The 22,859-nt window shown below is 66.7% G+C and carries 22 protein-coding genes and 1 tRNA gene; 14 read left to right on the top strand and 9 right to left on the bottom strand.

Features of this window, described 5'->3' with window-relative positions; genetic code table 11:
- Positions 1 to 29: 29 nt before the first annotated feature.
- The gene (locus tag ACW17X_RS08810) at positions 30 to 1,301 is read left to right on the top strand and encodes a pentapeptide repeat-containing protein (RefSeq protein ID WP_492096800.1); all 1,272 of its coding nucleotides are present in this window, start codon (positions 30 to 32) and stop codon (positions 1,299 to 1,301) included.
- A 3-nt stretch (positions 1,302 to 1,304) separates the two neighbouring features.
- On the opposite strand, the gene metK is transcribed toward ACW17X_RS08810, so the two are convergent.
- Positions 1,305 to 2,510, bottom strand: coding sequence for a methionine adenosyltransferase (gene metK / locus ACW17X_RS08805; protein ID WP_492096799.1), 1,206 nt, complete (start codon positions 2,508 to 2,510; stop codon positions 1,305 to 1,307).
- 157 nt (positions 2,511 to 2,667) lie between these two features.
- Between metK and ACW17X_RS08800 the strand changes: the two genes are divergently transcribed.
- The 4 genes from ACW17X_RS08800 to ACW17X_RS08785 all read left to right on the top strand — a co-directional run bounded on the left by ACW17X_RS08800 (position 2,668) and on the right by ACW17X_RS08785 (position 4,318).
- Entirely contained in the window at positions 2,668 to 3,114 is a 447-nt protein-coding gene (locus ACW17X_RS08800; RefSeq protein WP_492096798.1) for a helix-turn-helix domain-containing protein, read from the top strand.
- Between the two features lie 29 nt (positions 3,115 to 3,143).
- Positions 3,144 to 3,479: a hypothetical protein gene (locus ACW17X_RS08795; protein ID WP_492096797.1), complete on the top strand. Its 336-nt coding sequence runs from the start codon at positions 3,144 to 3,146 to the stop codon at positions 3,477 to 3,479.
- Between the two features lie 134 nt (positions 3,480 to 3,613).
- Positions 3,614 to 3,940, top strand: a complete 327-nt coding sequence (locus ACW17X_RS08790; protein ID WP_492096796.1) for a hypothetical protein — start codon at positions 3,614 to 3,616, stop codon at positions 3,938 to 3,940.
- Between the two features lie 129 nt (positions 3,941 to 4,069).
- Entirely contained in the window at positions 4,070 to 4,318 is a 249-nt protein-coding gene (locus ACW17X_RS08785) for a hypothetical protein (protein ID WP_492096795.1), read from the top strand.
- Between the two features lie 2 nt (positions 4,319 to 4,320).
- On the opposite strand, the gene ACW17X_RS08780 is transcribed toward ACW17X_RS08785, so the two are convergent.
- From ACW17X_RS08780 to hemC, 4 genes are all read right to left on the bottom strand, one after another.
- Positions 4,321 to 4,674 carry a helix-turn-helix domain-containing protein gene (locus ACW17X_RS08780; RefSeq protein WP_492096794.1) on the bottom strand — a complete coding sequence of 118 codons (354 nt, stop codon included), beginning with the start codon at positions 4,672 to 4,674 and terminating at the stop codon, positions 4,321 to 4,323.
- Between the two features lie 252 nt (positions 4,675 to 4,926).
- A tRNA-Thr gene (locus ACW17X_RS08775) sits at positions 4,927 to 5,002 on the bottom strand.
- Positions 5,003 to 5,042: 40 nt separating this feature from the next.
- Positions 5,043 to 5,765 carry a uroporphyrinogen-III synthase gene (locus tag ACW17X_RS08770; RefSeq protein WP_492096793.1) on the bottom strand — a complete coding sequence of 241 codons (723 nt, stop codon included), beginning with the start codon at positions 5,763 to 5,765 and terminating at the stop codon, positions 5,043 to 5,045.
- On the bottom strand, positions 5,762 to 6,715 hold the full coding sequence (gene hemC / locus ACW17X_RS08765) for a hydroxymethylbilane synthase (protein WP_492096792.1): 954 nt from the start codon (positions 6,713 to 6,715) through the stop codon (positions 5,762 to 5,764). Before hemC ends, ACW17X_RS08770 begins: the two co-directional genes overlap by 4 nt.
- Between hemC and tsaD the strand changes: the two genes are divergently transcribed.
- The 4 genes from tsaD (at position 6,714) to ACW17X_RS08745 (ending at position 12,114) form a co-directional block, all read left to right on the top strand.
- A complete protein-coding gene (gene tsaD / locus ACW17X_RS08760; RefSeq protein WP_492096791.1) occupies positions 6,714 to 7,916 on the top strand; it encodes a tRNA (adenosine(37)-N6)-threonylcarbamoyltransferase complex transferase subunit TsaD in 1,203 nt (400 codons plus the stop codon). The two genes, hemC and tsaD, sit on opposite strands and share 2 nt — an antisense overlap.
- A gap of 26 nt (positions 7,917 to 7,942) precedes the next feature.
- The gene (locus ACW17X_RS08755) at positions 7,943 to 8,941 is read left to right on the top strand and encodes an NAD(P)H-dependent glycerol-3-phosphate dehydrogenase (RefSeq protein ID WP_492100457.1); all 999 of its coding nucleotides are present in this window, start codon (positions 7,943 to 7,945) and stop codon (positions 8,939 to 8,941) included.
- 5 nt (positions 8,942 to 8,946) lie between these two features.
- A complete protein-coding gene (locus ACW17X_RS08750; protein WP_492096790.1) occupies positions 8,947 to 9,321 on the top strand; it encodes a Rieske (2Fe-2S) protein in 375 nt (124 codons plus the stop codon).
- A gap of 291 nt (positions 9,322 to 9,612) precedes the next feature.
- Positions 9,613 to 12,114 (top strand): TonB-dependent receptor, encoded by a 2,502-nt coding sequence (locus ACW17X_RS08745; RefSeq protein WP_492096789.1) that lies wholly within the window; start codon positions 9,613 to 9,615, stop codon positions 12,112 to 12,114.
- A gap of 112 nt (positions 12,115 to 12,226) precedes the next feature.
- On the opposite strand, the gene ACW17X_RS08740 is transcribed toward ACW17X_RS08745, so the two are convergent.
- The 3 genes from ACW17X_RS08740 to ACW17X_RS08730 form a co-directional block, all read right to left on the bottom strand.
- Positions 12,227 to 14,530: a PAS domain-containing sensor histidine kinase gene (locus ACW17X_RS08740; RefSeq protein ID WP_492096788.1), complete on the bottom strand. Its 2,304-nt coding sequence runs from the start codon at positions 14,528 to 14,530 to the stop codon at positions 12,227 to 12,229.
- 176 nt (positions 14,531 to 14,706) lie between these two features.
- Positions 14,707 to 15,273, bottom strand: coding sequence for a hypothetical protein (locus ACW17X_RS08735; RefSeq protein ID WP_492087940.1), 567 nt, complete (start codon positions 15,271 to 15,273; stop codon positions 14,707 to 14,709).
- A gap of 64 nt (positions 15,274 to 15,337) precedes the next feature.
- Positions 15,338 to 15,745 carry a CBS domain-containing protein gene (locus ACW17X_RS08730; protein ID WP_492096787.1) on the bottom strand — a complete coding sequence of 136 codons (408 nt, stop codon included), beginning with the start codon at positions 15,743 to 15,745 and terminating at the stop codon, positions 15,338 to 15,340.
- A gap of 177 nt (positions 15,746 to 15,922) precedes the next feature.
- On the opposite strand from ACW17X_RS08730, the gene ACW17X_RS08725 reads away from it, so the two are divergent.
- Together ACW17X_RS08725 and ACW17X_RS08720 are read left to right on the top strand one after the other, a co-directional pair.
- Positions 15,923 to 16,735, top strand: a complete 813-nt coding sequence (locus ACW17X_RS08725) for an isocitrate lyase/PEP mutase family protein (RefSeq protein ID WP_492096786.1) — start codon at positions 15,923 to 15,925, stop codon at positions 16,733 to 16,735.
- An 82-nt stretch (positions 16,736 to 16,817) separates the two neighbouring features.
- Entirely contained in the window at positions 16,818 to 18,680 is a 1,863-nt protein-coding gene (locus ACW17X_RS08720; protein ID WP_492096785.1) for a monovalent cation:proton antiporter-2 (CPA2) family protein, read from the top strand.
- 2 nt (positions 18,681 to 18,682) lie between these two features.
- On the opposite strand, the gene ACW17X_RS08715 is transcribed toward ACW17X_RS08720, so the two are convergent.
- Complete coding sequence (locus ACW17X_RS08715; RefSeq protein ID WP_492096784.1) at positions 18,683 to 19,318, bottom strand: DUF4168 domain-containing protein; 636 nt, start codon at positions 19,316 to 19,318, stop codon at positions 18,683 to 18,685.
- Between the two features lie 225 nt (positions 19,319 to 19,543).
- Here ACW17X_RS08715 and ACW17X_RS08710 point away from each other — a divergent pair, with 225 nt between their 5' ends.
- From ACW17X_RS08710 to ACW17X_RS08700, 3 genes are read left to right on the top strand one after another with little or no spacing between them, the layout of a single operon-like run.
- Positions 19,544 to 20,563: a phospholipase C/P1 nuclease family protein gene (locus ACW17X_RS08710; RefSeq protein ID WP_492096783.1), complete on the top strand. Its 1,020-nt coding sequence runs from the start codon at positions 19,544 to 19,546 to the stop codon at positions 20,561 to 20,563.
- On the top strand, positions 20,563 to 22,032 hold the full coding sequence (locus ACW17X_RS08705) for a tetratricopeptide repeat-containing sulfotransferase family protein (protein ID WP_492096782.1): 1,470 nt from the start codon (positions 20,563 to 20,565) through the stop codon (positions 22,030 to 22,032). Before ACW17X_RS08710 ends, ACW17X_RS08705 begins: the two co-directional genes overlap by 1 nt.
- Positions 22,033 to 22,042: 10 nt before the next feature.
- Entirely contained in the window at positions 22,043 to 22,852 is an 810-nt protein-coding gene (locus ACW17X_RS08700; RefSeq protein ID WP_492096781.1) for an RNA methyltransferase, read from the top strand.
- Positions 22,853 to 22,859 lie beyond the last annotated feature (7 nt).

Here is a 22,859-nt window from a genome sequence, read left to right as displayed (position 1 = left end):
CTTAAGTTGCTGGGCGTTAATCTGGTCCAATGGCCCAGGCTGCTGAACCCCTTGTGCGCAAGCGCCTGACCCAGGCGGAAGTGGACGTGATCTGCGCCCGCCATGACCGACTGTTCCAGGCCCGCCCCGGCGGCGCCCGCGCGGTCTTCGCCTGGATGGACATCTCCGGCCTGAAACTGACCGGCCGCAACCTAGCGGACGCCGATTTCGCCGCCGCCTGCCTGGAAGGCTGCGACCTGACCGGCGCCAAGCTGGACAACGCCAACTTCTTTGGCGCGGACATGCAGGATGCGATCCTGGCCGAGTCCAGTCTTCGGCGCGCCGATCTTCGCGGAGCCTGTCTGCGAGGCGCGGATCTGTCCGGCGCTGATCTGTTTGAGGCCGACCTACGCGAGGGCACCATCGCCGCTGCGGACGCGAAGTTGGGCTTCAAGGTTATCGAGCCCCGCCATCGCCAGGAGACCGAGGCCACCGGCGCCTGCCTGGCCGGCGCCAATCTTCAACGCTCCAAGATGTCGGGCGTCATCGCGATCAAGGCCGATTTTTCGGGCGCGGTGATGAAGGATTGCAAGATGATCCGCGCCAATCTCAAACAGGCCGACTTCCGGGGCGCGGACCTGGCCGGTGCGGATCTGTCGGGCGCCAACCTGTCCGGCGCCGACATGCGCGACGCCATTCTGGTGGGCTGCAAGATGACCATGTGGTGCGCCGACGGCGCCAATATGGAAGGCGCCCTGACGGACAAGAGCACCGTCGGCGAGTCCGTTGACCGAATGCCGGCGGCCGAGATGCTGCGCGTCCATGCCCGCTGGTGTGAGACGGGCGGGGCCGAGGGCCAGCCGTCCGTCTTCGACGGGGTCGATCTGCGTCCGCTGAAGTCGATCACGGGCCTGAACCTGACCGCCCTGTCGGCCAAGGGGGCGGTCTTCTATGGGTTGGACATGGAGGGGGTGCAGCTTCAGGGCGCCCACCTCGAAAACGCCGACCTGCGCTCGGCCAAGCTTTATCGGGCTGACCTGCGGGGCGCTCGGTTGAAGAACGCCAAGTTGAACGGGGCGGACATGCGTGGGGCGCAACTGGGCCCCCTGCTGATCGGTGCGGATCGACTGCTTTCCGCCGACCTGACCGGAGCCGTACTGCGGGGCGCCGACCTTTCGGGCGCCGATCTGCGCCGCGCGATCATGACGGGTGCGGATCTTGGGCGTGCGACCCTGCACGGCGCCCAGACCCGCCAACTGGACCTGACGGACGCCAACCTGACGGGCGTCCGCGGCCTGGTCCTTGACGACCAGGCCGCCTAGCCCTTAGGCCAGCGCCTTCAACTGATCGACCAGATCGGTCTTTTCCCAGCTGAAGCCGCCCTCGGCGTCCGGCTCGCGGCCGAAATGCCCATAGGCGGTGGTGCGGGCGTAGATCGGCTTGTTCAGCCCCAGATGGCTGCGGATGGCCCGCGGCGTGGCGCCGCCGATCAGGTCCAGAATCTTGTCCTCAAGCACCGATTCCGAGATCTTGCCGGTGCCGTGCAGATCGACGTGGATCGACTGGGGCTTGGCCACGCCGATGGCGTAGGAAATCTGGATGGTGCAACGGTCGGCCAGGCCGGCGGCGACCACGTTCTTCGCGAGGTAACGGCAAGCGTAGGCGGCCGAACGGTCCACCTTGGTCGGATCCTTGCCCGAGAAGGCGCCGCCGCCGTGCGGGGCTGCACCGCCATAGGTATCGACGATGATCTTGCGGCCGGTCAGGCCGGCGTCGCCGTCCGGTCCGCCAATCTCGAAGATGCCGGTCGGATTGATGTGCCAGACGGTGTTCTCGTCGGTGAAGCCCTCGGGCAGGACTTCCAGGATGTAGGGTTTGACGATCTTGGCGACCTGCTCGGAGCTCAAGCCCTTGGCGTGCTGGGTCGACAGGACGATGGAGGTGGCGCGGACCGGCTTGCCGTCCACGTACTGGATCGTCACCTGGCTCTTGGCGTCAGGTTCCAGTTGCGACCCGCCGGCGTGGCGCACCTCCGCCAGACGCTTCAGGATGTTGTGGCTGTACTGGAGGGTGGCCGGCATCAGCTCCGGCGTCTCGTTCGAGGCGTAGCCGAACATGATGCCCTGGTCGCCAGCGCCCTCGTCCTTTTCATTGGTCGAGTCGACGCCGACGGCGATGTCGGCCGACTGGGCGTGCAGGTAGCAGGCGTATTCCGCCGTCTCCCAGTGGAAACCGTCCTGCTCATAGCCGATGTCCTTCACCGCCGCACGAACCAGCGGCTCGAGGCTGTCGATGATGGATTGGGTGAAGGCTTCGTTCTGTTCCTTGGTGTTGCCCGGCTGTGTGGCGCGCACCTCGCCGGCCAGGACGATCCGTTGGGTGGTGACCATGGTCTCGCACGCCACGCGGGCCTCAGGGTCCTTCGACAGGAAGGCGTCGACGACGGTGTCCGAGATGCGATCGGCGACCTTGTCGGGGTGACCCTCGGACACGCTTTCCGAGGTGAAGAGGAAGGAAGAACGAGCGGCCAATAGAGGCTCCTGTCTGTGTCAGCCCGAAATGGTATCCGTCAAACATATAAAGACATGTTTATATGTTCAAGTGACCTTCCCGTCTTTGACGCTTGGGAGCACGTCGTATCTGGTTGTCACTGCAAATTCCTCTATGACATGGGTGGGGAGCGCGTGAATGTCTGACAGCCTGTCGCCAAGAGAGATCGAGTGTGTTCGCTTGGCGGGGCTGGGTCTCGAGGACAAGCAAATCGCCGCGCGTCTGGGCATATCGCCGCGAACCGTCGGCAATCACCTGCATCGCGCGTACGGCAAACTGGGGGTGTCCGATCGCCGACTGGCCGCGCGGCGGCTGAGTAACGTTTACTCAGGGGAGCCGATACTCATTTCCGATGTCGGCGAAGACGGGCTTGTTGGTCTGGCGTCGGCCGGACAATCGGAGGACGACGGCCCGGGACTTCGGACCGCCTGGTTCCTTCCTGCTCCGCCTCGTGGCGTCGGCGGTAGGTTGGCGGTCATTGTCGCAGGGGCCGCCGTCGCCCTGTTGCTCGCCATCGGGATCGTGACGGCAGGCATGGTGGTTCCCTCCCTGTTTGATCGGATCGCTCCCGAATGGGCCCGCTGACGCGGGGACCATTTCGGAGGGATGAGACAATGAGAAACATGCACGTCGGGCTCAGGGTCGCACGCCAGGTCAGAACTGCGGAACATGCGGTCGACCAGGCGATGATTGAAGTCTGTAAACTGATCCAGACTTCGCTGGAGGGGCGGGTCGAGGCGCGTCTGGCGGCCGAGGTCGGTCAGTCGGCGCTGGAAGACATCGTGACGGGCCTCAACCGGCTCGCCACGGTTCGCGCGGCCGTCACTGCGGGGCACGCGGGTCTGGCGTCTGTGGCGGACGCACACCGGATCGGATGGCGTATGGATGGCATGCACGAGAGCAAGTCCAATCCTGTCGCGCAGGCCGACGTGCTGCACCTCGTGGCCTGATCGGCGTCGACGGCATGCCATCTCCGCTCTGGATGTTTGGCGTCGGCCTTACCTATCTCTCGCTGGTTCTGCTGATCTGGAAAGGGAAGCGACCTGAAAGAGAGGCGGCCGCGGGCCTATACTTGGCGCAACTCTTGTCTGGCTGGGTCGACCATCTTGCCGTGGGGGAGTTTCGCTGGGCGGTGGCGTTGGTGTCCGCCGGGCTGCTGGCCTGGCTGGCCCAACTCAGCCTTCGCTATGATCGTTGGTGGCTTCTGCTTGCCGCCGGCGCCCAGCTGTTGGTGCTGGGCACCCATGTGTCGTCTCTCGTCGGACCGGACGCTCTGACATGGTCGATTGTGACCACCCGCATGGTGGCCTGGGTTGAAATCATGGTCCTGGGACTTTTCGGCGTCTGGGAGGCGAACGCCGCGCCTTACTCCAATCAGAAGTCAGAGCACACCAAGTCGCGTCTGTCGTGAAAGACAAGGATATCAACTATGACCTCTAAATCGCTCGCGAACTTCATGCCGCTTTTCAGGTCATGGTTCGAAACTGCGCATATCGCAGACAAGCTCGGCGTCTCCAGCCTTGCGTCCAGTGGCGATAATTTGCTTCTCGCCGAACTGGACCTCGGCCCCATGGTCGAGGCCGAAGCGCGGTTGCTGAACCACGCCCCGTCCAGCGCCGTCGAGGCTGCCTGCCTTCTGGAAATCGTCCGTCAGAACATCGCCGACTCGGGCCGTTCGGACAGTTTGGATGCTCGGGCGCTGGAAGCCGTCCAGTCGTGGCTGGCGGACCTATCAGTTGGCGGGGGCGCGGGCCCGGCCATGGCCCGACTGCTTCAACCCCGCCCCTGATCTCAGCCGCGAAGGCCCTTGGCGACGATCAACAGGGCGTCGCGTTTCTCGGCGTCGCGGATGCTGCGGAAGGCCGAAAGCAATTCCGCTACGCCGGGAGAGGCGAGAACCAGTTCGTCGCCTTCTGCCGTCTCCAGTTCGCCGAGCAAGGCGGCGCCGGTCGATTTCAGAACGGCGGCGATCTGCAGCAGCCGGGCGGCCGAGACGCGGTTCACGCCGCGCTCGTACTTCTGAATCTGCTGGAAGGTCACGCCGGCGCCGGCGGCCAATTGGGCCTGGGTTATGCGGAGTTCTTCGCGACGGCTGCGGATACGCGCGCCGATGGCGATGTCGATGGGATCTACAGTGTCGCTCATCTTTGCCTTCGGGGGGAGACGATAATGCCGCCGTCAGGCCCCAAATCATCGAAGGCGTCAAGCCGTAGCTGCACTTTAGAGGAATGCTACGTACTCAGACTATCATTCCTGTCAACCATGAAGCGATTATCAAGGTTAATGTATCGAGGCTAATACAGGAGGTCTCAGATAGACCGCTTCGGCCTCAATTCTAAAGCGTCCCAAGACGAGCCCGGTGTTTGCTTCAGACCTGCGGCAACGAAGGCCGCGAGGTGGTGCCGCTTGCGTGACTCGAACACGCGACCCCCTCATTACGAATGAGGTGCTCTACCGGCTGAGCTAAAGCGGCCCGGTTGCGAAGGCGAAACAGCCCGCGCGAGAGGGGCTCTTTATACGGGCGTATCGCGCTTGCCAAGCGCCGCTTTCAAGGTCGCCAACAATGTCGCCTCGTCGGGTCGTTCAGACACGGCCGCGGTCAGGCCAAGGGCGATCAGGGGCGCCGCGGCTGCGGCCGAGATACAGGCGTAAACGGCGTCGGCGGGCTTGGTCATGCACGACGCCAGCGCCCGCCCGGCACGTGGAGAATGGATCAGGACGCCCTCAAACGCCGTCGGAACAGACGGGGCGACGCAGGTCGTTCGATAAACGCTGAGAGGCAGAATAGTGACACCGTGGGCATTTGCGATGTCCAGAGCGGCGTCCAGATCACCTGAAGGCGTCTCCGCCTGGGGCGCCAGCAGGACCGCATCGCTCAACTCGGCGGCGATCAATCGCGCCAGGGCGTTCAGGTCGCCGTCGGCGGAACGAACGGCGACGAACCCTGCCTGACGTGCGGCCTGTGCCGTGACCCCGCCGACGGCGAAGACGGGACGGTCGCGGCGTGGGGTCAGAGCGGCGAAGGCGGCGACGCCGTTGGCGCTGGTGAAGGCCAGGGCGGCGAATCGATCAAGGTCCGGCAGGGGCGGCGTCAGATGCTCCACTACCAGCAGCGGATGGATCAGCGGCTCGAACCCCATGTCGCGCAGGCGGGCAGCGGTGCGCGAGGCCCCCGGCTCGGCGCGGGTGACCCAGACGCGCGGTTTCGCCGGGCTTTCGGGGAGGGGGGCTGTCATCCGTCAAGGGTCGCGGGATCGACCTCTTGATCGCCGGCGAAGGCGTGAACCTCGCCGCCCAGTCTCTGGCCCAGGACGCGGGCGTCGGCCTCGGTCGGTTGGAACAGTTCGCCGACACGGCGCCAGCGGGCCGAGCCGTCGGGGCTGAGCATTTCGGTGGTCAGGCGCAGGGTGTCGCCCTCGATCAGGGCGTAGGCGCCCACTGCGGTGCGGCACGACCCTTCCAGCGCCGTCATGGCCCCACGCTCGGCGGCGACGGCGACGGCGGTCTCCGGGTGGTTGAGGGCGGCGACCCAAGGGGCGTCGATGTCGGCGGCGCGGGTCTGGATGGCCAGGGCGCCCTGGCCCGGCGCCGGCAGAAAGGCGTCCAGCGACAGCTTCTCGCGGATATGTTCGGTCACGCCCAATCGGGCCATGCCCGAAACGGCCAGCAGTATGGCGTCGAAATCTCCCTCTGCGGCGCGGCGCAGCCGGGTGTCGATATTGCCGCGCAGCATCTCGATCTTCAGGTCGGGCCGCAGGGCCAGGGCCTGGGCCTGGCGCCGCAGGCTGGCGGTGCCCAGGCGGGCGCCGAAGGGCAGGGCGTCGAAACTGTCGAAGTCGCGACTGATAAAGGCGTCGCGGGCGTCCTCGCGTTCCGGGATGGCGGCGATGCACAGGCCGTCGGGCTGTTCTGCGGGGACGTCCTTCATCGAATGGATGGCGATGTCGATCCGGCCGGCCAGCAGGGCCTCCTCGATCTCCTTGGTGAACAGGGCCTTGCCGCCCAGCTCCATCAGGCGGCGGTCCTGGATCCGGTCGCCGGTGGTGACGATCTCGACCAGGGGCACGGCCGTCTCAATCTCGGCCTCGGCTATGCCCAGGGCCCGGCCGATGGCGCGTTGCATCATGCCCGATTGGGCCAGGGCGAGCTTGGACCGCCGGGTGCCAATGCGGAGAGGAAGGTTCATGGTCGTTGCTTACCGGACGCCGGATCGCTACCTCGACCCGATGGAGAGTTCCGCCGACTATAGCAGCGGCGCCGCAGCGGCAACTGGACGGGATGTCCCCCCCCTTCCTGGTAAAGCCCTGACGGTGCTGGGTCTCGAGACCAGCTGTGACGAAACCGCCGCCTCCGTGGTGCGACTGCACCCGTCTGAACGGGGCGGCAGGGCTGAGGTCCTGTCCTCGGTCGTCCATAGCCAGATCGACGACCACGCGGCCTACGGCGGCGTCGTTCCCGAAATCGCCGCTCGCAGCCATGTTGAGATGATCGCGGAGGTCACGCGCCGCGCCATGGCCGACTCCGGCCTGGGCTATGAGGGCCTAGACGGGATCGCTGCGACCGCCGGACCGGGTCTGGTCGGGGGCGTAATGGTGGGCCTGAGCTTCGGCAAGGCCGCGGCCCTGGCGCGCGGCTTGCCTTTGGTAGCGGTCAATCATCTGGAGGGGCATGCAGTTTCCGCCAGGCTGGGGGAGGAGGTCGCCTATCCCTTCCTGCTGCTGTTGGTGTCCGGCGGTCACTGCCAACTGCTCGAGGTGCGTGGCGTCGGCGATATGAGCCGGATCGGCGCCACTATCGACGATGCGGCCGGCGAGGCCTTCGACAAGATCGCCAAGGCCCTGGGCCTCGGCTATCCGGGCGGACCGGCGCTGGAGCGGCTGGCGCAGCAGGGCGACGGATCCAAGATCGATCTTCCGCGCGCCCTGTTGGGACGCAAAGACTGCGACTTCTCCTTCTCGGGTCTGAAGACGGCCGCCTTCCGCATCGCCCAGACCTGTGAGACCGAGCAGGACAAGGCCGATCTGGCCGATGCGGTCCAGAGCGCCATCGCCCGACAATTGTCGGATCGTTCCGAGCGGGCCCTGGCCGCCTATGCCGAGACCCACGACCATCGCCTGTTCGTGGTGGCGGGCGGGGTCGCGGCCAACAAGACCATTCGCGCCACCTTGCAGGCGACGGCGGCGAAACACGGCTTCGACTTCCTGGCGCCGCCTATGGCCTATTGCACCGATAATGCGGCGATGATCGCCCTGGCGGGGGCGGAACGGCTGGCTCTGGGCCTGACCAGCGACATCGACGTGGTCGCCCGACCGCGATGGCCGCTGGACGAAGCGCGCGCCTTGGCCGATCCTTCGCACAAGCCGGGCCGTAAGGGCGCGAAAGCATGACCAACGAGACCGCCTCGGGAGGGCGCATGGAATTCCGCACCGCAGGGGTCATCGGCGCCGGCGCCTGGGGCACCGCCCTGGCTCAGGTCTGCGTCCGCGCCGGATTGGACACGACGCTTCAGGCGCGCGAGCTCCAGTTGGTCGAGACCCTGACGACGACGCGGGCCAATGACCTCTATCTGCCGGGCGTCACCCTGGCCGAAGATCTGAAATTCACCGCCGATCTGGCCGACCTGCGCGACTGCGACCTGATCCTGGCCGTGCCCCCGGCCCAGCATATGCGGGCGACCCTGACGGCCTTTGCGCCCCATCACCGCACCGGCGTGCCGGTCGTGCTGTGCTCCAAGGGGGTCGAGCGCGGCACGATGAAACTGATGACCGAAGTGCTGGCCGAGACCCTGCCGGACGCCCCGGCCGCGGTCCTGTCCGGCCCCAGTTTCGCGGGCGAGGTGGCGCGCGGCCTGCCGACGGCGGTCACCCTGGCCTGCGCCGACCCGGTCCTGGGTCAGGCCCTGCTGAACACCCTGTCGGCGCCGGGCTTCCGCCCCTATCTGGCCACCGACCTTGTCGGGGCCGAGGCGGGCGGGGCGCTGAAGAATGTGCTGGCCATCGCCTGCGGCGTGTCCGAGGGACGGCAGCTGGGCCGCAGCGCCCACGCCGCCCTGATCACGCGCGGTTTTGCGGAAATGACCCGCCTCGCCGTCGCCATGGGCGGACAGGCCGAGACGGTGGCGGGCCTGTGCGGCCTGGGCGACCTGGTCCTGACCTGCTCCAGCCCCCAGTCGCGCAACATGAGCCTGGGTCTTGCCCTGGGCCAGGGCCAGACGGTGGAACAGGCCCTGGCCGGCAAGCGCTCGGTGGCCGAAGGCTATGAGAGCGCCCCGGCTGTTCGCGCCCTGGCCGCGCGCCTGGGGGTGGAGACCCCGATCGCCGAGGGCATCGCCGCCCTGCTGGCAGGTGAAATCACCGTGGACGGCCTGATCGACGGCCTGCTGTCGCGACCTCTGAAGGCCGAGCGGGTCTGACCTCCGTGTCCGACGAAGCGACCGAGCGCAAGCGGGTCTGGAAGACGCCGCCCGGCGTGGCCCTGTGCGCCGAGGCTGACATCGCCGATCCTGGGTCGCGCGGCTTCGTTCTCCAGATCGGCGACGCCTTCTTTCACGGCTTCGTCGTGCGTAAGGATGGAGAGGTCGCCGGCTGGGTCGACCGCTGCCCGCACGCCGGCTTTCCCATCGCCATGGAGTTGGACCGCTATCTGACGCCTGATGGTTCGCTGATCTTGTGCGGCTGGCACGGCGCGGTGTTCGAGCCGCTGACGGGCGAGTGCAGGGGCGGTCCGTGCGCAGGCGGGCGGCTGACGCCCTGGCCGGTGACGGCGGCGGGCGGGATCATTCGCACGGCCTGAAAAATTACTCGCCTATATCGACTCGGATCGACCAACTTCCGCGCGGGGGCATGTGGGGGTCGTGCTAGTTGTCGGAATGGACACGATTGATGGGTTAGTGATTCATTTGAGATGCATGAAAGTAGAGATGACACGATCTTTTATTTCTAATTTGAAATATTGAGGTCAAATACCGTGATTGTCACTTATAATTCACATTATTTTCGAGAATTGTTCTACTGAACCGATTACCGGGCGAGCGACGGGAGAGCCGACACGGCCGCCCGGACGCATCAATCGGGGATCGATTAAATGACAAGCCGCAAACAGCTGATCTGGGCGACGACCGCCCTGGCCGGCGTCCTCTCTCTCGCCGGAACCGCCTATGCTCAGTCGACCGGCACTGAAGCCGCCGAACTGAACGAAATCGTCGTCACCGGTCAGCGTGGTCCGCGCACCATCGACGGCGTGATCACGGCGGAACAGGTCGGCAAGAGCCGCTCGACCATCACGCAAGAGTTCATCTCGACCCAGGCCTCGGGCCAGTCGATCAACGAGGTGCTGAACCTCGTGCCGGGCATGAACTTCACCAACAACGACCCCTACGGCTCGTCGGGCGGCAACATCCGTCTGCACGGCTTCGACAGCAACCGCATCGCCCAGACCTTCGACGGCATGCCGCTGAACGACTCGGGCAACTACTCCCTCTATACGAACCAGCAGCTCGACAGCGATCTGGTCGACAAGGCGACGGTCAACACGGGCACGACCGACGCCGACAGCCCGACCGCTTCGGCGACCGGCGGCACGATCAACATCTCGTCGCTGACGCCCACTGAGGAATTCGGCGGCTGGGTTCAAGGCTCGCTGGGCGACTTCAACTATCAGCGGTTCGCCATGCTGCTGAACACCGGCGCCGTCGGCCCCTGGGGCACGCGCGCCTGGTTCGCCTATTCCGACCAGTCCTATGACAAGTTCAAAGGGCAGGGCGACCTGAATAAGATCCAGTACAATGCCAAGATCTATCAGCCGATCCGGGACAACGGCGACTTCGTCTCGCTGGCCGCCCACTGGAACCGCAACCGCAACAATGCCTACAATGGCCCGTATCTGATCCAGTCGGCAACGGACTCCCGTTCGGACGTCGAGGTCAGCCCCTACGGCTGGGATGTCGACTTCTCCAACAACTATACGGCGCCGACCTTCGTCAACGGCTCGGCTGACGTTGATAGCAACTCGACCAGCTACTACGGCCTGCGCATCAACCCGTCCGACACCGGGAATATCCGGGGGCAGTCGCGCTTCACCCTGGCCAAGGGTCTGATCTTCACCTTCGACCCCTCGTTCCAGTACGTCATGGCCAACGGCGGCTCGCAGCAGACGACCCTCTCCGAGGCCAGCACTCTGCTGCGCGGTTCGCAGACCTCGGGCGGCGTCGATCTGAACGGCGACGGCGACACGCTGGACACTGTTCGCGTGATGTCTCCGTCGAATACCCATACCCAGCGCTACGGCATCAACTCGTCGCTGCTGTGGTCGCCGAGCGAAAACCATTCGTTCCGCCTGGCCTATACGCTGGATTGGGCGCGCCACCGTCAGACGGGCCAGTATGGCTACATCGACTATACGAACGCTTCCGAGCCGGTCTTCGCCGACATCTGGGGCGGCCTGAAGGAAGAGGGCAACCGCGTCGTCAACCTGGACGGCTACGCCCTGCGCTCGCGTGACCGCCTGTCCTACGCCGAACTGAACCAGGTCGCCTTCGAATATCGCGGCAAGTTCATCGACGACCACCTGCGTCTGAGCCTGGGCGTCCGCGCGCCCTTCTTCAAGCGCGAGATGAACCAGTACTGCTACTCGGCGAAGGGCACGAGTTCGGTGCTGTGCACCACACAGACGGCGACGGTTTCGCCGAACTCGACGGCCAACTATACCTACTACCGCTTCGGCACATCGACGACCGACTACATCGCGCCCTACAGCCGCGAGAAGACGTTCGACGACATCTTGCCGAACGTGAACGCGAGCTGGCGCTTCAACTCCGCCCAGAGCGTGTACGGCTCCTATGCGGAAAGCCTGACCCTGCCGCGGACGGATAACCTGTACACCGTGACGTACAACGCCTCCGGCGAACTGGTCAGCCCGATCGTCGATCCGGAGAAGAGCAAGACCTTCGACATCGGCTATCGCTACCAGAGCGGAACCCTGATCGCCTCGGCCAGCCTCTGGTACAGCCAGTTCGAGAACCGCATTCTCTCGACCTATGACGAAGAGACCGGCATCTATGCGGATCGCAACGTCGGCGACGTGGACCTGAAGGGCTTCGACGCCCAGCTCGGTTTCTCGCCGATCGAGCCCCTGTCGATCTATCTGTCGGCCTCTTACAACGACAGCGAGATCAAGGACGACGTGGTCTACAACACGACCACGACCTACAACACGGCCGGCAAGACCCTGGTCGAGGTGCCGGACTGGACCTTCGGTCTGCGCGCCCAGTACGAGACCGGTCCGCTGCAAACCGGCGTCCAGGTCAAATACGTCGGCGAGCGTTGGGTCACCGACGTCAACGATCTGAAGGTCGACGCCTATACGACCGTCAACGCCGACGCCCGCTTCGACCTGGGCTATTTCGGCATGGCCGGCACCTATGTGCAGCTGAACGTCATCAACCTGTTCGACGAGGACTATTATGGTTCGCTCGGAACGATTGTGACGGTCACGCCCGGCGAGCCCGGCTACAGCGCGTCGAGCCGCCCGTATGCGTCGCAAGGCGCGCCGCGGACGATCCAGGCCTCGGTCCGCTACGCCTTCTGATCCCCTGTCGGGACACCGCCCTCGGGCGGTGTCCCAGAGGCAGGTGCAACGCCCCGGAGCTCAGGCTCCGGGGCGATTTCGTTTGCGCGTGGAATGGCCGAAGGGCGCCGCCTCAGGCGGCGAAGGCGGTCTTCATCGGCGTGACCGACGACGTCGGCCGGCGGGTCGGCAGGTCGAAACTGACCACGGTGCCGACCCCGGGTTCGCTCTGCATCGCCAGCTGGCCGCCGTGCAGCTCGATCAGCGACTTGGTCAAGGCCAGGCCCAGGCCTGTGCCCTGGGTCGTCTTCGAGTGCTGCCCCTCGACCTGTTCGAAGGGGCGGGCCAGACGCACCAGATCCTCAGGCGCAATCCCGATACCGGTGTCGGCGCAGGCGACCCTGATGCGATCCTCGCCGGCCGGTCCCCTGAACGGCGTCAGCGACAAGGTGACGGCGCCGCCCTCGGGCGTGAATTTCACCGCGTTTGAGATCAGGTTCAGCAGGATCTGTTTCACGCCTCGCTGGTCGGCCTCGATATTGGGCAGATCGCCGGCCTCGACCGACAGGCTCAGGCCTGCGTCCTCCGCCTTGCCGCGCATAAGACGGACCGCGTCGTCGCACACCTCGCGCAGCGACACGGGCTCGTAGTGCAGGGTCATCTTGCCGGCCTCGATCTTGGCCATGTCCAGGATGTCGTTGATCAGGCTGAGCAGGTGCTGGCCGGACTTCAGGATGTCGCCAGCATAGCCCTTGTACTTGTCGCCTATGGGGCCGAACAGTTCGGCGGCCATGATCTCCGAGAAGCCGTTGATGGCGTTCAGCGGGGTGCGGAGTTCGTGGCTCATATTGGCCAGGAATTCGGACTTGGCCTGGTTGGCGGCCTCGGCCCGGGTCATGGCGATCTCGTATTTCCGCGCCAGTTGCGACAGCATCTGCTGGCTGGATTCCAGCTGGGCCACGGTCCGGCTCAGATCCTCGACGGCGCGGCGACGCTCGGCCTCCTCGCGCTTGATGGCGGTGATGTCGGCGGCGGTGACGACCGATCCGCCTTCTGAGGTAAAACGCTCGGACAGCTGCAACCAGCGCCCGTCGTGCAACTCGACCTCGCGCAGCCCCGCGCGGCCGTGCGCCGGGGCGTGTTCGGCCTTGATGGCCAGGGCGGCGATCCGATTCAGCTCATCCTTCGCTGCGCCGCGTCGCACCACGCCCCGCTCGAATCCGAAGGCGTCTTCGAAGGCTTGGTTCGACAGGATCAGTCTGCCGTGCCGGTCGAACAGGACAAAGGCGTCGGAGATGCTCTCGACCCCGTCCCGCAGTCGGCTTTCCGCCGACTGGGCGGCCGCCTTGGCGCGTCGCGCCTCGGTGATGTCCAGAGCCACGCCGAGAATGACCGAGAAGCCTGTCTCGCCGCGTTCGCCGCGCGCCTGGCCCCGGGCGTCGATCCAGCGCGTGCGCCCGCCTTCGCCAGGGACGGGAAAGGTCACCTCGAAGGCGCCATAGGCCGAGGCCTGACGCAGGGCGTGCCGCACCTCGTCGCGGAAACGGGGATGGATGCGGGCCATCACCGCATCGCTAGACGTCACGCCGCCGCGCTCGAAGCCCAGCAGGGTCGCCATATAGTCGGACAGGGTGACTTCCTCGGCCTCCAGGTCCCATTCCCAGACGCCGCAACGGGCGGCCTCGACGGCGACACGGAAGCGGCGCTCGGACGAGGCCCATTCGCGGCTGGCGCGGGCCCGGCGAACGCCCTGCCAAAGGAACAGGGCCATGACGCCCAGGCCCAGAACGATGGGCGCGCCCAGAACCCAGGAGTCGTCGATCAGCGCGGCCAGCCCGTGCGCCGGCGGCTCGCCCGCCGCCACCACATAGGGGCCGCCGGGCGCGACCGGCACGGCGACGACTGTGTGCTCGTCCGCGCCGGTCTTGATCTCGCGCGGCTGGTCCAGCGAGGCCAGGTCGCCCGCCGCGACGCCCAGCACGGCCTGGACCGTTTTGCCTCGCTCGTCGGCGTTCAAGGAAGCCATGACGATCCCAGCGGCGGAAACGATCCGTATGCCGGCGTCCTTCTCAAGCGGCGGCGTGATCCGCGCTTCCAGCCGTCGCTCCCAGAGGTCGGATCCAGGCATGGCGACTTCGCCCTCGCCCTGGCTGGCCAGGACGGCGCCATCCGCGCCGATGACGGTGAAGCCAATGCCCGGCGCCGCCTGACGCGCGGCCTCCACGACGGCAATGGGTTCGGCGTCCTCGCTCAGGGCGGCTTCGCCAGCGTCCAGACCGTCGCGCGCAGCGCGCATCAGATCTGCGGTCTGACTGGCCGTCAGCCGCGCATTGAGGGTAAGGTTCTCTTCGCTGAGGCGCAGCGCCTCACGGACAGGGCGGCCGGCCTCGCGTGACAGCAGCAGGCCATAACCGGTGGCGCCCAAGGCCAGAACCAAGACGCCGATCCGCATCCAGGCCGGAGCGCCGGAGGCGCGGTCGGTGGCACGTCGACCCCGTCCTTCCTGCCTCCGCTCCATGCCCCGCAAGGCGCTCTCCCGACCAAATCAGCTTCACGGGGAATCTAGGCTGCGTCGCGGATTCCTGTCGAGGCTTGGTTAACGGTTTCTGAACCTCAGGCCGCCGCCGCCGGGGATGGAATCCGCGACGGCGCGGACTCCAGTATCTCGGTCACCGGCCGCAGGGTGTCGCGGGCCTGTCGCGCCAAGGCCAGAACAGCGGGCGGAGCGTCGTCGGGCGCTTCAGCCACCAGATCGATCAAGCTCTCGGCCAGTTGCATCAGGCGCGGGGCGGCGGCGATCAGCCGGGCCTGGAATTCGATTTTCTCAGGGTCCCGGTCATATTCGGCCCCCGGCACCCGCCAGCCGCCCCAATCGGCGGTGTCGGTGACGACGACGGGATAGGTTCCCGGCTGGGGATGATGCAGGCAGTCTTCCTCGGCCTGCCACTTGTTGCGCGCTCGCAGCAGGCGCCAGTCGCCGACTTCGGCGCCGGCGGCGTCTTCTGCAGCCATCATCAGTTCGGTGGCGGCGAATTCACGCCCCAGGCCGACGTCATAGGTGACGCGAACGGGCTCATCGAAACCCTTGGCCCAGACGGGCTGGACCTTTTCGATGGTGGCCCAGGCGCCGACGCATTCGACCCAGACTTTTTGACCCTTCTGGAACTGCGCGCGCGCCATCCCACCCTCCAGCGATTTGCGCGAGGATGCACGACGGGCGTTAGCGCCCGGTGTGAGGGTTGGGTTAACGCGAGATACTCTCCAGCGTCTCGCCGGCGTACTTCTCCTTGACCCGCGTAGACAGGTCGCCCAGCGAGATCACCCCGACGATCCGCCCATGTTTGTCGACCACGGGCGCGCGGCGAATCTGGCGCGATCCCATCAGATCGAGAACGGACTTCAGGTCATCCGTGTCCAGGACCGTCTGTGGATCGCGGGTGATGTATTCGACGACAGACGCGGTGGGGGCGGCGCCGGCGGCGAGGGCGCGCACGACGATGTCGCGATCGGTGATGGCGCCGATCAGCTGGTCGCCGTCCGCCACGGGCAAGAAGCCGAAATCGCCCTTCGCCATCCGCGCCGCAACCTCCTGGATCGTGTCGCCTGGCCGGGCGAGGTGGACATCCCGGGTCATGACGTCGTGGATTTTCATCGGATTTCCTTGTGAAGGCTTGGCGGTAAAACCCGTCGAAAGCAGCGGGGTTCCGCTGTGAACCGCCACTGTGCGGCGAGCTGAGGCCGTCACGCCGCCATTGTTGACCGCGTCCGAAAATCGCCAGCCCTCTGGCCTGGATTTGATGTCAGATGTTCGTCCAGACAGGAGATCAGCATGACCGATCAGACACGCCGCGCCCAAGGCTTCCGCGACTTGCATCGACAGGGCGGTCTGATTTTGCCGAACGCCTGGGACGCCGCCAGCGCGCGGGTGTTTCAGACCTCAGGGTTCGACGCCGTGGCCACCACCAGCGCAGGCGTCGCCTGGGCGCGCGGCGCTCGCGACGGGGAGGGTTTGACGCGCGCCGAGATGATGCGGGAGATCGCGACCATCGCCCGCGCCCTCGATCTGCCGCTGAACGCCGACGTCGAGGCCGGCTACGGCCCCGCTGCGGTTGATGCGGCCGAGACCGCGCGCCAGGCCTGGGCGGCCGGCGCCGTCGGCGTCAATTTCGAGGACGCGGACTATTCTGCCCCGGGCGCCCTCACGTCGGTTTCCGATCAGCAGGCGCGCATCGCCGCGATGCGCGCCGCCGCGCCTGAAATAGTCATCAACGCCCGCACGGACGTCTTCCTGTTGGGGCTGGGCGACAGCGACGCCGAGCGGGTCGGAATGGCGATCGAACGGGGTCGCGCCTGGCTGGAGGCAGGGGCGGATGTCGTCTTCCTGCCGGGCGTGACCGAGCCCGCCGTCGTGAAACGTCTGGCCGATGGCGTCGGCGGGCCGATCAGCCTGATGGCGGGGCCGGATGCTCCGCCGGCGACGGCGCTGTTCGCGGCGGGCGCTTGTCGGATCAGCACCGGTCCCTATCCGATGCTCGCCATTCTGGAGCGATTGAAAAATCTGGCCGACGGACTGGCCGAAGATTGGTCGGCCATGTCTCCAGCCGGAGACGGCCTGACGAAAATCGGTGTCGTCTTTGGCTGAACACGGCGTTGGTGCGGGCGGATAGGGCTCGCATTATCGCGTTCGCTTCCCCAATATTGTCGCTCGCATATCAGGGGACACGATGGCTGAAGCAGCGACGGGACTGGATCTGGGCGCGGCTGCGGCCCTGCTGGCGGCGGGCGTCATCGCCGTGCCGGTGTTCAAGCGGGTCGGCCTGGGCTCCGTGCTCGGCTATCTGGCGGCGGGCCTGGCCATCGGGCCGTTCGGACTGAAGCTGTTCCAGGAACCCGAGACCATCCTGCACGTCGCCGAGTTCGGCGTGGTCATCTTCCTGTTCATCATCGGGCTGGAGATGCGGCCCAAACGCCTGTGGGGGCTCCGGAAAGACATCTTCGGCCTGGGCGCCGCACAGGTGTTGTTCTGCGGCCTGATCCTGACCCTGACCGCTATGTTGGCGGGTTTTTCGGCGCCCGTGGCCTTCGTCGGCGCCATGGGCTTCGTCCTGTCGTCCACCGCCGTCATCATGCAGATGCTGGAAGAGCGCGGCGAGGTCGCCGGCGGCGCCGGTCAGCGGTCCGTCTCGATCCTGCTGCTGGAAGACCTGGCCATCGTGCCGCTTCTGGCCATTGTCGCCGTCCTGGCCTCGGTCCTGGGCGTGGCGAACGAGCAGGCGCCGCCCCTGTGGCAGACGATCGGCTTCGCGGTTGCCGCCGTCGGCGGCGTGTTGTTGGCCGGCAAATATCTGGTCAATCCGATCTTCCGTCTGCTGGCGCGATACGGCGGGCGCGAGGTGATGACGGCGGCGGCCCTGCTGGTCGTGGTCGGCGCCGCCTGGGCCATGTCCCTGGGCGGACTGTCGATGGCCATGGGCGCCTTTCTGGCCGGTGTGCTGTTGTCTGAATCGACCTTCCGTCATCAGCTGGAAGCGGATGTGGAGCCGTTCCGCGCCATCCTGCTGGGCCTGTTCTTCCTCAGCGTCGGCATGTCGCTGGACCTGGCGGTGGTGGTCGCCGACTGGCGCCTCGTTGTCGGCGGCGTGGTCGCCTTCATGGCGGTCAAGGCGGTCGGTATCTATGTCGTGGCCCGCCTGTTCAAGGCCTCGCACCACGAGGCGGTCGAACGGGCGGCGCTGTTCGCTCAGGGCGGCGAGTTCGCCTTTGTCCTTTACGGCGCGGCGGTGACGGCCGGCCTGTTCGACGCCCAGGTCGGGGCCATGCTGTCGGCCGTCGTCATCCTGTCCATGGCCCTGACGCCCCTGACCAGTCTGCTGACGACGCGGCTTCTGCCCAAACCGGTTGTATCGGCCGAGGGCGCCGAGGGCGTGGACTTCGCCAAGGATCTGCGGGGGCAGGTGCTGATCATCGGCTTCGGCCGCTTCGCCCAGGTCGTGTCCCAGCCCCTGCTGGCGCGCGACGTGGACGTCTCGATCATCGAGAACGATGTCGAGATGATTCAGGCCGCCTCCCAGTTCGGGTTCAAGGTCTATTACGGCGACGGCGCCCAGCTCCACACGCTGCGGGCCTCCGGCGCGGACGAAGCCGAGATTGTCCTGGTCTGTGTCGACAAGCCCGAGGTCGCCGACCGCATCGTCGAACTGGTGAAGTCAGAGTTTCCCACCACCAAGATTATGGTCCGCGCCTTCGACCGGGGCCATTCGATGCGGTTGATCCAGGCGGGGGTCGACTACCAGATCCGCGAGACTTTCGAATCGGCGCTGAAGTTCGGTGAGCGGGCCCTGATCGAACTGGGTATGGACGAGGGGCAGGCGGCCGAGGCCATCGGCGACGTGCGCCGTCGCGACGAAGCGCGGCTGGACCTGCAACTGACTGGCGGCATCAAGGCCGGCCGTCAGCTGATGCGCGGCAACATGCCCACGCCCCAGCCCGCCCCTTATATCAAGCCCCGTCGCGAGGGACGGCTGCTCAACGAAGACGAGGCGGGTCCGGCGGCGCCGGAGACGTTGCGCGAACCCGCCGACACCTGATCCTATTGCCGGGCGGTCTGGCGCTCGAGCCTGGCCCGCTCCAGGTTCACGCGAGCCCGCAGGCCCGGATCGCCGGCCACAGCATCCGCGATGGCGCTGAAGCGCTGGGGATCCAGGCCGGACTCGCCCACCACATTGCCGATGGCGGTCTGCTGCTGCAGCGTCAGCTGATCGTTGGGTGTTCCAGCGGCGATCTCGCGCATCTTCGTCATGGCCGTGGTGTAGAGGGTCAACTCCTCAGGCGTGACGCTGGCGGCGACCGAACCGGGCGCCGGCGGGGGCGCTGACAAGATCGCGATCCTTGCGGCCAACTGCGGGTCATTGGCCAGGGCGTTGGAAATAGCGTTGAAGCGTGTGACTTCTAACCCGGAGTCCATCACCGCCCGGGCCATTTCGGCCTGTTGCTCCGGCGTGGGCTCGGCTCCGTTCAAGGTGTCGCTGACGGCGCGAACCTCGGTCATGGCGTCGCTGAACATCTTGAGTTCGGCGTCGGTGAAGGGGGCGGTCGTCGGGGCGGCTTGCGCGGTCGCGGGCTGCGTCGGCGTGGCCTGTCGCGCCTGGGCGCTGCCGGCGGCCGCTAGGGCGACGGTGGATACAATAAGGGCGAGAGGGGGAAAGGCGAGAGGGGGCGCGCGCATGGGCGTGTCCTTTCGGTCTGGCGTCCACAGGGGCCGTCGGCGACAGCGCCGGCGCAGTCACGCCGGCCTCCTCGCAGGATGTGGAGCCTGATGGGCCAAAAAGGAACGAGGAGCGTCCTTAACCTAGGCAGCCGTCGCCTAATGGCAACCCGCCAAGCTCGCTGACGGGCTGGAGAGCCGATCAACGATGCGTTAGACGGGCGTGATCGTCGTACAGGTTCCCTCATGAAACGTCTCGTCTTCGCCGCCCTGGCCCTCGTCGCCGTCGTCGCGCCTGCCGTCCATGTGGACGCCTGGGGCAATACTGGACACAGGCTGATCGGGGTGGCGGCGATGCGGGCCCTGCCTGACGCGCTGCCCGCCTTCCTGAAGACCCCCAGCGCCATTGCTGACGTCGGCGAACTGGCGCGAGAGCCCGACCGCTGGAAGGGCGCGGGCCAGCCGCATGACCGCGAGCGCGACACCGCCCACTTTATCGACTTGGACGACAACGGCCACGTCTTCGACCAACGCGGCATGACCCTGGCCGAACTGCCGCGCCTGAAGTCGGAATACGACGCCGCTCTGACAAAGGCGGGGCTGGACGTCGATGACGCAGGCTATCTGCCCTACGCCATGATCGACGCCTGGCAGAATCTGGGTCGCGACTTCGCCTATTGGCGCGTGCTGAACGCCGCAGAGAAGCGTGAGACCAATATGGAGCGCCAGGCCTGGTACCGGGCCGACCGCCTGCGTCGCGAGGCCTTGATTCTGCGCGACATCGGGGTGATGGGCCATTACGTCGGCGACGGATCCCAACCCCACCACACGACGATCCACTACAACGGCTGGGGCGACTTCCCGAACCCCGAAGGCTTTACCAATTCGCGCCAGACCCACGCCCTGTTCGAAGGCGCGTTCACCAACCGCGTCGCTCGTCTGGACGCGGTCGAGGCGGCTATGCCGGCCGCCGATCTGGACGGTTTCGACGTCAAGGCGCGCACAGTCGCCTATCTGACCACGACCGTGGGCACAGTCATTCCCTTCTATCGACTGGAGAAGGCGGGGGGCTTCCGCGACAGCGATCCGCGCGGCGCCGCCTTCGTCAACCAACGTCTGGCGGCGGGCGCGGCCGAGCTGCGGGACTTCATCGCCTCCGCCTGGACCGCCTCGGGCAGCGCCTCCATCGGCTGGCCCGCCGTCAAGGTGGCCGAGGTCGAGGCTGGAACCGTTGATCCCTGGATCGCCATGGTTGGTGAAGACTGATGTCCGACGCACACCAAGTCCGCCTCGCGCAAGGCGCGACCCTCGAGCGCCAAGGGCGCATCCCCGAGGCCGTGGTCCTCTATCAATCCGTCGTGGCCGAGCGACCGGAACTGGGCGACGTCTGGTACGATCTCGGGCGGCTTCTGCGGCGCATGCGCCGCCTCGACGACGCCCTGGCCGCCTATGATCAGGCCCTGGCCCAGGGCGCGCGCGATCCGCAGGAAATCCATCTGAACCGCGCCGTGATCCTCGCCGAGGATCTGAACCGGCCCGATGCGGCCGAAACCGAGCTGAAGACCGCGCTCGCCCTGGCGCCCGCTTATGCGCCCGCTTGGCTCAACCTGGGCAATCTGCACGAGGACGCTGGGCGACGCGATGAGGCGCGGCAGGCCTATGAGTCCGTCCTGGCCATCGATTCCGGCCATGGAACCGCCCTGGCGCGGCTGGCGGGCTTGCAGACCGTGGCGACGTCCGATGATCCCCTGATCGGTCGGCTGCGATCCGCCCTGGCCGCCACGCCTGAAGGGCTGGGACAGGCGGATCTGGGCTTCGCCCTGGGGCGGATTCTGGACGCGGCGGGCGATTATCACGCCGCCTTCCACGCTTATGTCGCCGCGAACCAGGCCAGCGCCGCCCTGGCCCGCGCCAAGGGCGTCGTCTACGATCCGGCCAAGGCCGAGGCCCTCGTTGATCGCATTATCGCGGCGACGCCGGCGCCGGTTGCCGCCCTGGATGACGATGATCCCGCAGCGGCGCCGATCTTCATCTGCGGCATGTTCCGCTCCGGCTCGACCCTGGTCGAGCGCATCTTGGGCGGACACAGCGGCGTGCGCGCCGGTGGAGAGCTGGACCTGCTGCCTACTCTGGCCGCCAATGTCTTCAATCCCTTCCCCGAAGCCCTGGGCGTGTTCGACGACGCCAGCCGGCGCAAGATCCGCGACGTCTATCTGAACGCCGTGCGCGAGCGCGTGCCCGGCGTCGGGGTGGTCACGGACAAGCGCCCGGACAACATCCTCTATATCGGTCTGGCCAAGACCCTGTTCCCCAAGGCCCGGATCATCCACACCGTGCGCAATCCGATCGACAACGCCCTGTCGGTCTTCTTCCTGCACCTGTCCTACGACATGGCCTATGCGCTGGACTTGGAGCACGCCGCCCACTGGACGGCCCAGGAACGACGGCTGGCGGCGCACTGGAAATCGGTCTGGCCGGATGACGTGCACGAGGTCGACTACGACGACCTGGTGGCGCGGGGCGAGCCGGCCGTGCGCGATCTGGTGGCGGCCTGCGACCTGGCGTGGGAGCCGTCGGTGATGGACTTCCATCAGCGCCAGGGGCCGGTCCGCACCGCCAGCGTCTGGCAGGTGCGCGAACCGCTGTACGCCCGGGCCTCGGGGCGGTGGAAGAATTATGCGCCGCACCTGGACGATCTGCGCGCAGCTCTGGCTCGCTACGGGCTGGACGGGTAGGGAGGCGGCCATGTCCGCTTCTTCCGACTTCGCCGCCGCCGAACTCACGCCCCCCGCCGTCATCCTCGACAAGTCGCAGATGGCCGAGAACATCGGCGCTGTGGCGCGGGTGATGGCGAACTTTGGCCTGACAGACCTGCGTCTGGTGACGCCGCGCGACGGCTGGCCCCAGGAGCGGGCCTGGGCGATGGCCTCTGGCGCCGACTGGGTGCTGGAGGGGGTGCGGGTGTTCGACAGCGTCGCCGAGGCGGTCGCCGACCTGAACACCGTCTTCGCCACCACCGCCCGTCCGCGCGAGACGCGTCAGCCGGTGCGGACGCCGCGCGAAGCCGGCCGTATCCTGTACGACGACACCGCATCGGGCCTGAAGACCGGTCTGTTGTTCGGCGGCGAGCGGGCGGGGCTGGAGACGACCGACATCGCCCTATGCGCCGGCATCGTCACCATTCCCATCGACCCGAAACACCATTCGCTGAACCTGGCTCAGGCGGTGGCGATCAACGCCTATGAGTGGCGCACCCTGATCCTGGACGCCCCGCCGCCCCGCTTTCGCGACAGCGAGCCGCCGGCGTCGAACGACCTGCTGCTCGGGATGTACGAACATCTGGAGGCGGAGCTGGAGCTCGGCGGCTTCTTCTATCCGCCCGAGAAGAAGCGCTCGATGAGCCAGAACCTGCGCGTCATGCTGGGCCGCGCCGCCTTCTCCGAACAGGAAGTCGCCACCATGCGCGGCGCCATCCACGCCCTGGCCAAGGGGCGTGGCCGCGTCCTGGCCAAGCTGGCGGCCGGGCGGGCGGAGAAGGGGAAGACGGACGAATAGGGCTGGC

The organism is Brevundimonas sp. FV1ye4L, from assembly GCF_058681255.1.
This window is presented reverse-complemented; position numbering and strand designations above follow the sequence as displayed.

Coding starts and splice junctions, on each gene's coding strand:
- ACW17X_RS08705 (WP_492096782.1), top strand. CDS start 20,563: ATGTCCGACGCACACCAAGTCCGCCTCGCGCAAGGCGCGACCCTCGAG.
- ACW17X_RS08710 (WP_492096783.1), top strand. CDS start 19,544: ATGAAACGTCTCGTCTTCGCCGCCCTGGCCCTCGTCGCCGTCGTCGCG.
- ACW17X_RS08755 (WP_492100457.1), top strand. CDS start 7,943: ATGGAATTCCGCACCGCAGGGGTCATCGGCGCCGGCGCCTGGGGCACC.
- ACW17X_RS08810 (WP_492096800.1), top strand. CDS start 30: ATGGCCCAGGCTGCTGAACCCCTTGTGCGCAAGCGCCTGACCCAGGCG.
- ACW17X_RS08715 (WP_492096784.1), bottom strand. CDS start 19,318: ATGCGCGCGCCCCCTCTCGCCTTTCCCCCTCTCGCCCTTATTGTATCC.
- ACW17X_RS08735 (WP_492087940.1), bottom strand. CDS start 15,273: ATGGCGCGCGCGCAGTTCCAGAAGGGTCAAAAAGTCTGGGTCGAATGC.
- ACW17X_RS08700 (WP_492096781.1), top strand. CDS start 22,043: ATGTCCGCTTCTTCCGACTTCGCCGCCGCCGAACTCACGCCCCCCGCC.
- ACW17X_RS08800 (WP_492096798.1), top strand. CDS start 2,668: ATGTCTGACAGCCTGTCGCCAAGAGAGATCGAGTGTGTTCGCTTGGCG.
- ACW17X_RS08795 (WP_492096797.1), top strand. CDS start 3,144: ATGAGAAACATGCACGTCGGGCTCAGGGTCGCACGCCAGGTCAGAACT.
- ACW17X_RS08780 (WP_492096794.1), bottom strand. CDS start 4,674: ATGAGCGACACTGTAGATCCCATCGACATCGCCATCGGCGCGCGTATC.
- ACW17X_RS08725 (WP_492096786.1), top strand. CDS start 15,923: ATGACCGATCAGACACGCCGCGCCCAAGGCTTCCGCGACTTGCATCGA.
- hemC (WP_492096792.1), bottom strand. CDS start 6,715: ATGAACCTTCCTCTCCGCATTGGCACCCGGCGGTCCAAGCTCGCCCTG.
- ACW17X_RS08770 (WP_492096793.1), bottom strand. CDS start 5,765: ATGACAGCCCCCCTCCCCGAAAGCCCGGCGAAACCGCGCGTCTGGGTC.
- ACW17X_RS08720 (WP_492096785.1), top strand. CDS start 16,818: ATGGCTGAAGCAGCGACGGGACTGGATCTGGGCGCGGCTGCGGCCCTG.
- ACW17X_RS08730 (WP_492096787.1), bottom strand. CDS start 15,745: ATGAAAATCCACGACGTCATGACCCGGGATGTCCACCTCGCCCGGCCA.
- tsaD (WP_492096791.1), top strand. CDS start 6,714: ATGGTCGTTGCTTACCGGACGCCGGATCGCTACCTCGACCCGATGGAG.
- ACW17X_RS08745 (WP_492096789.1), top strand. CDS start 9,613: ATGACAAGCCGCAAACAGCTGATCTGGGCGACGACCGCCCTGGCCGGC.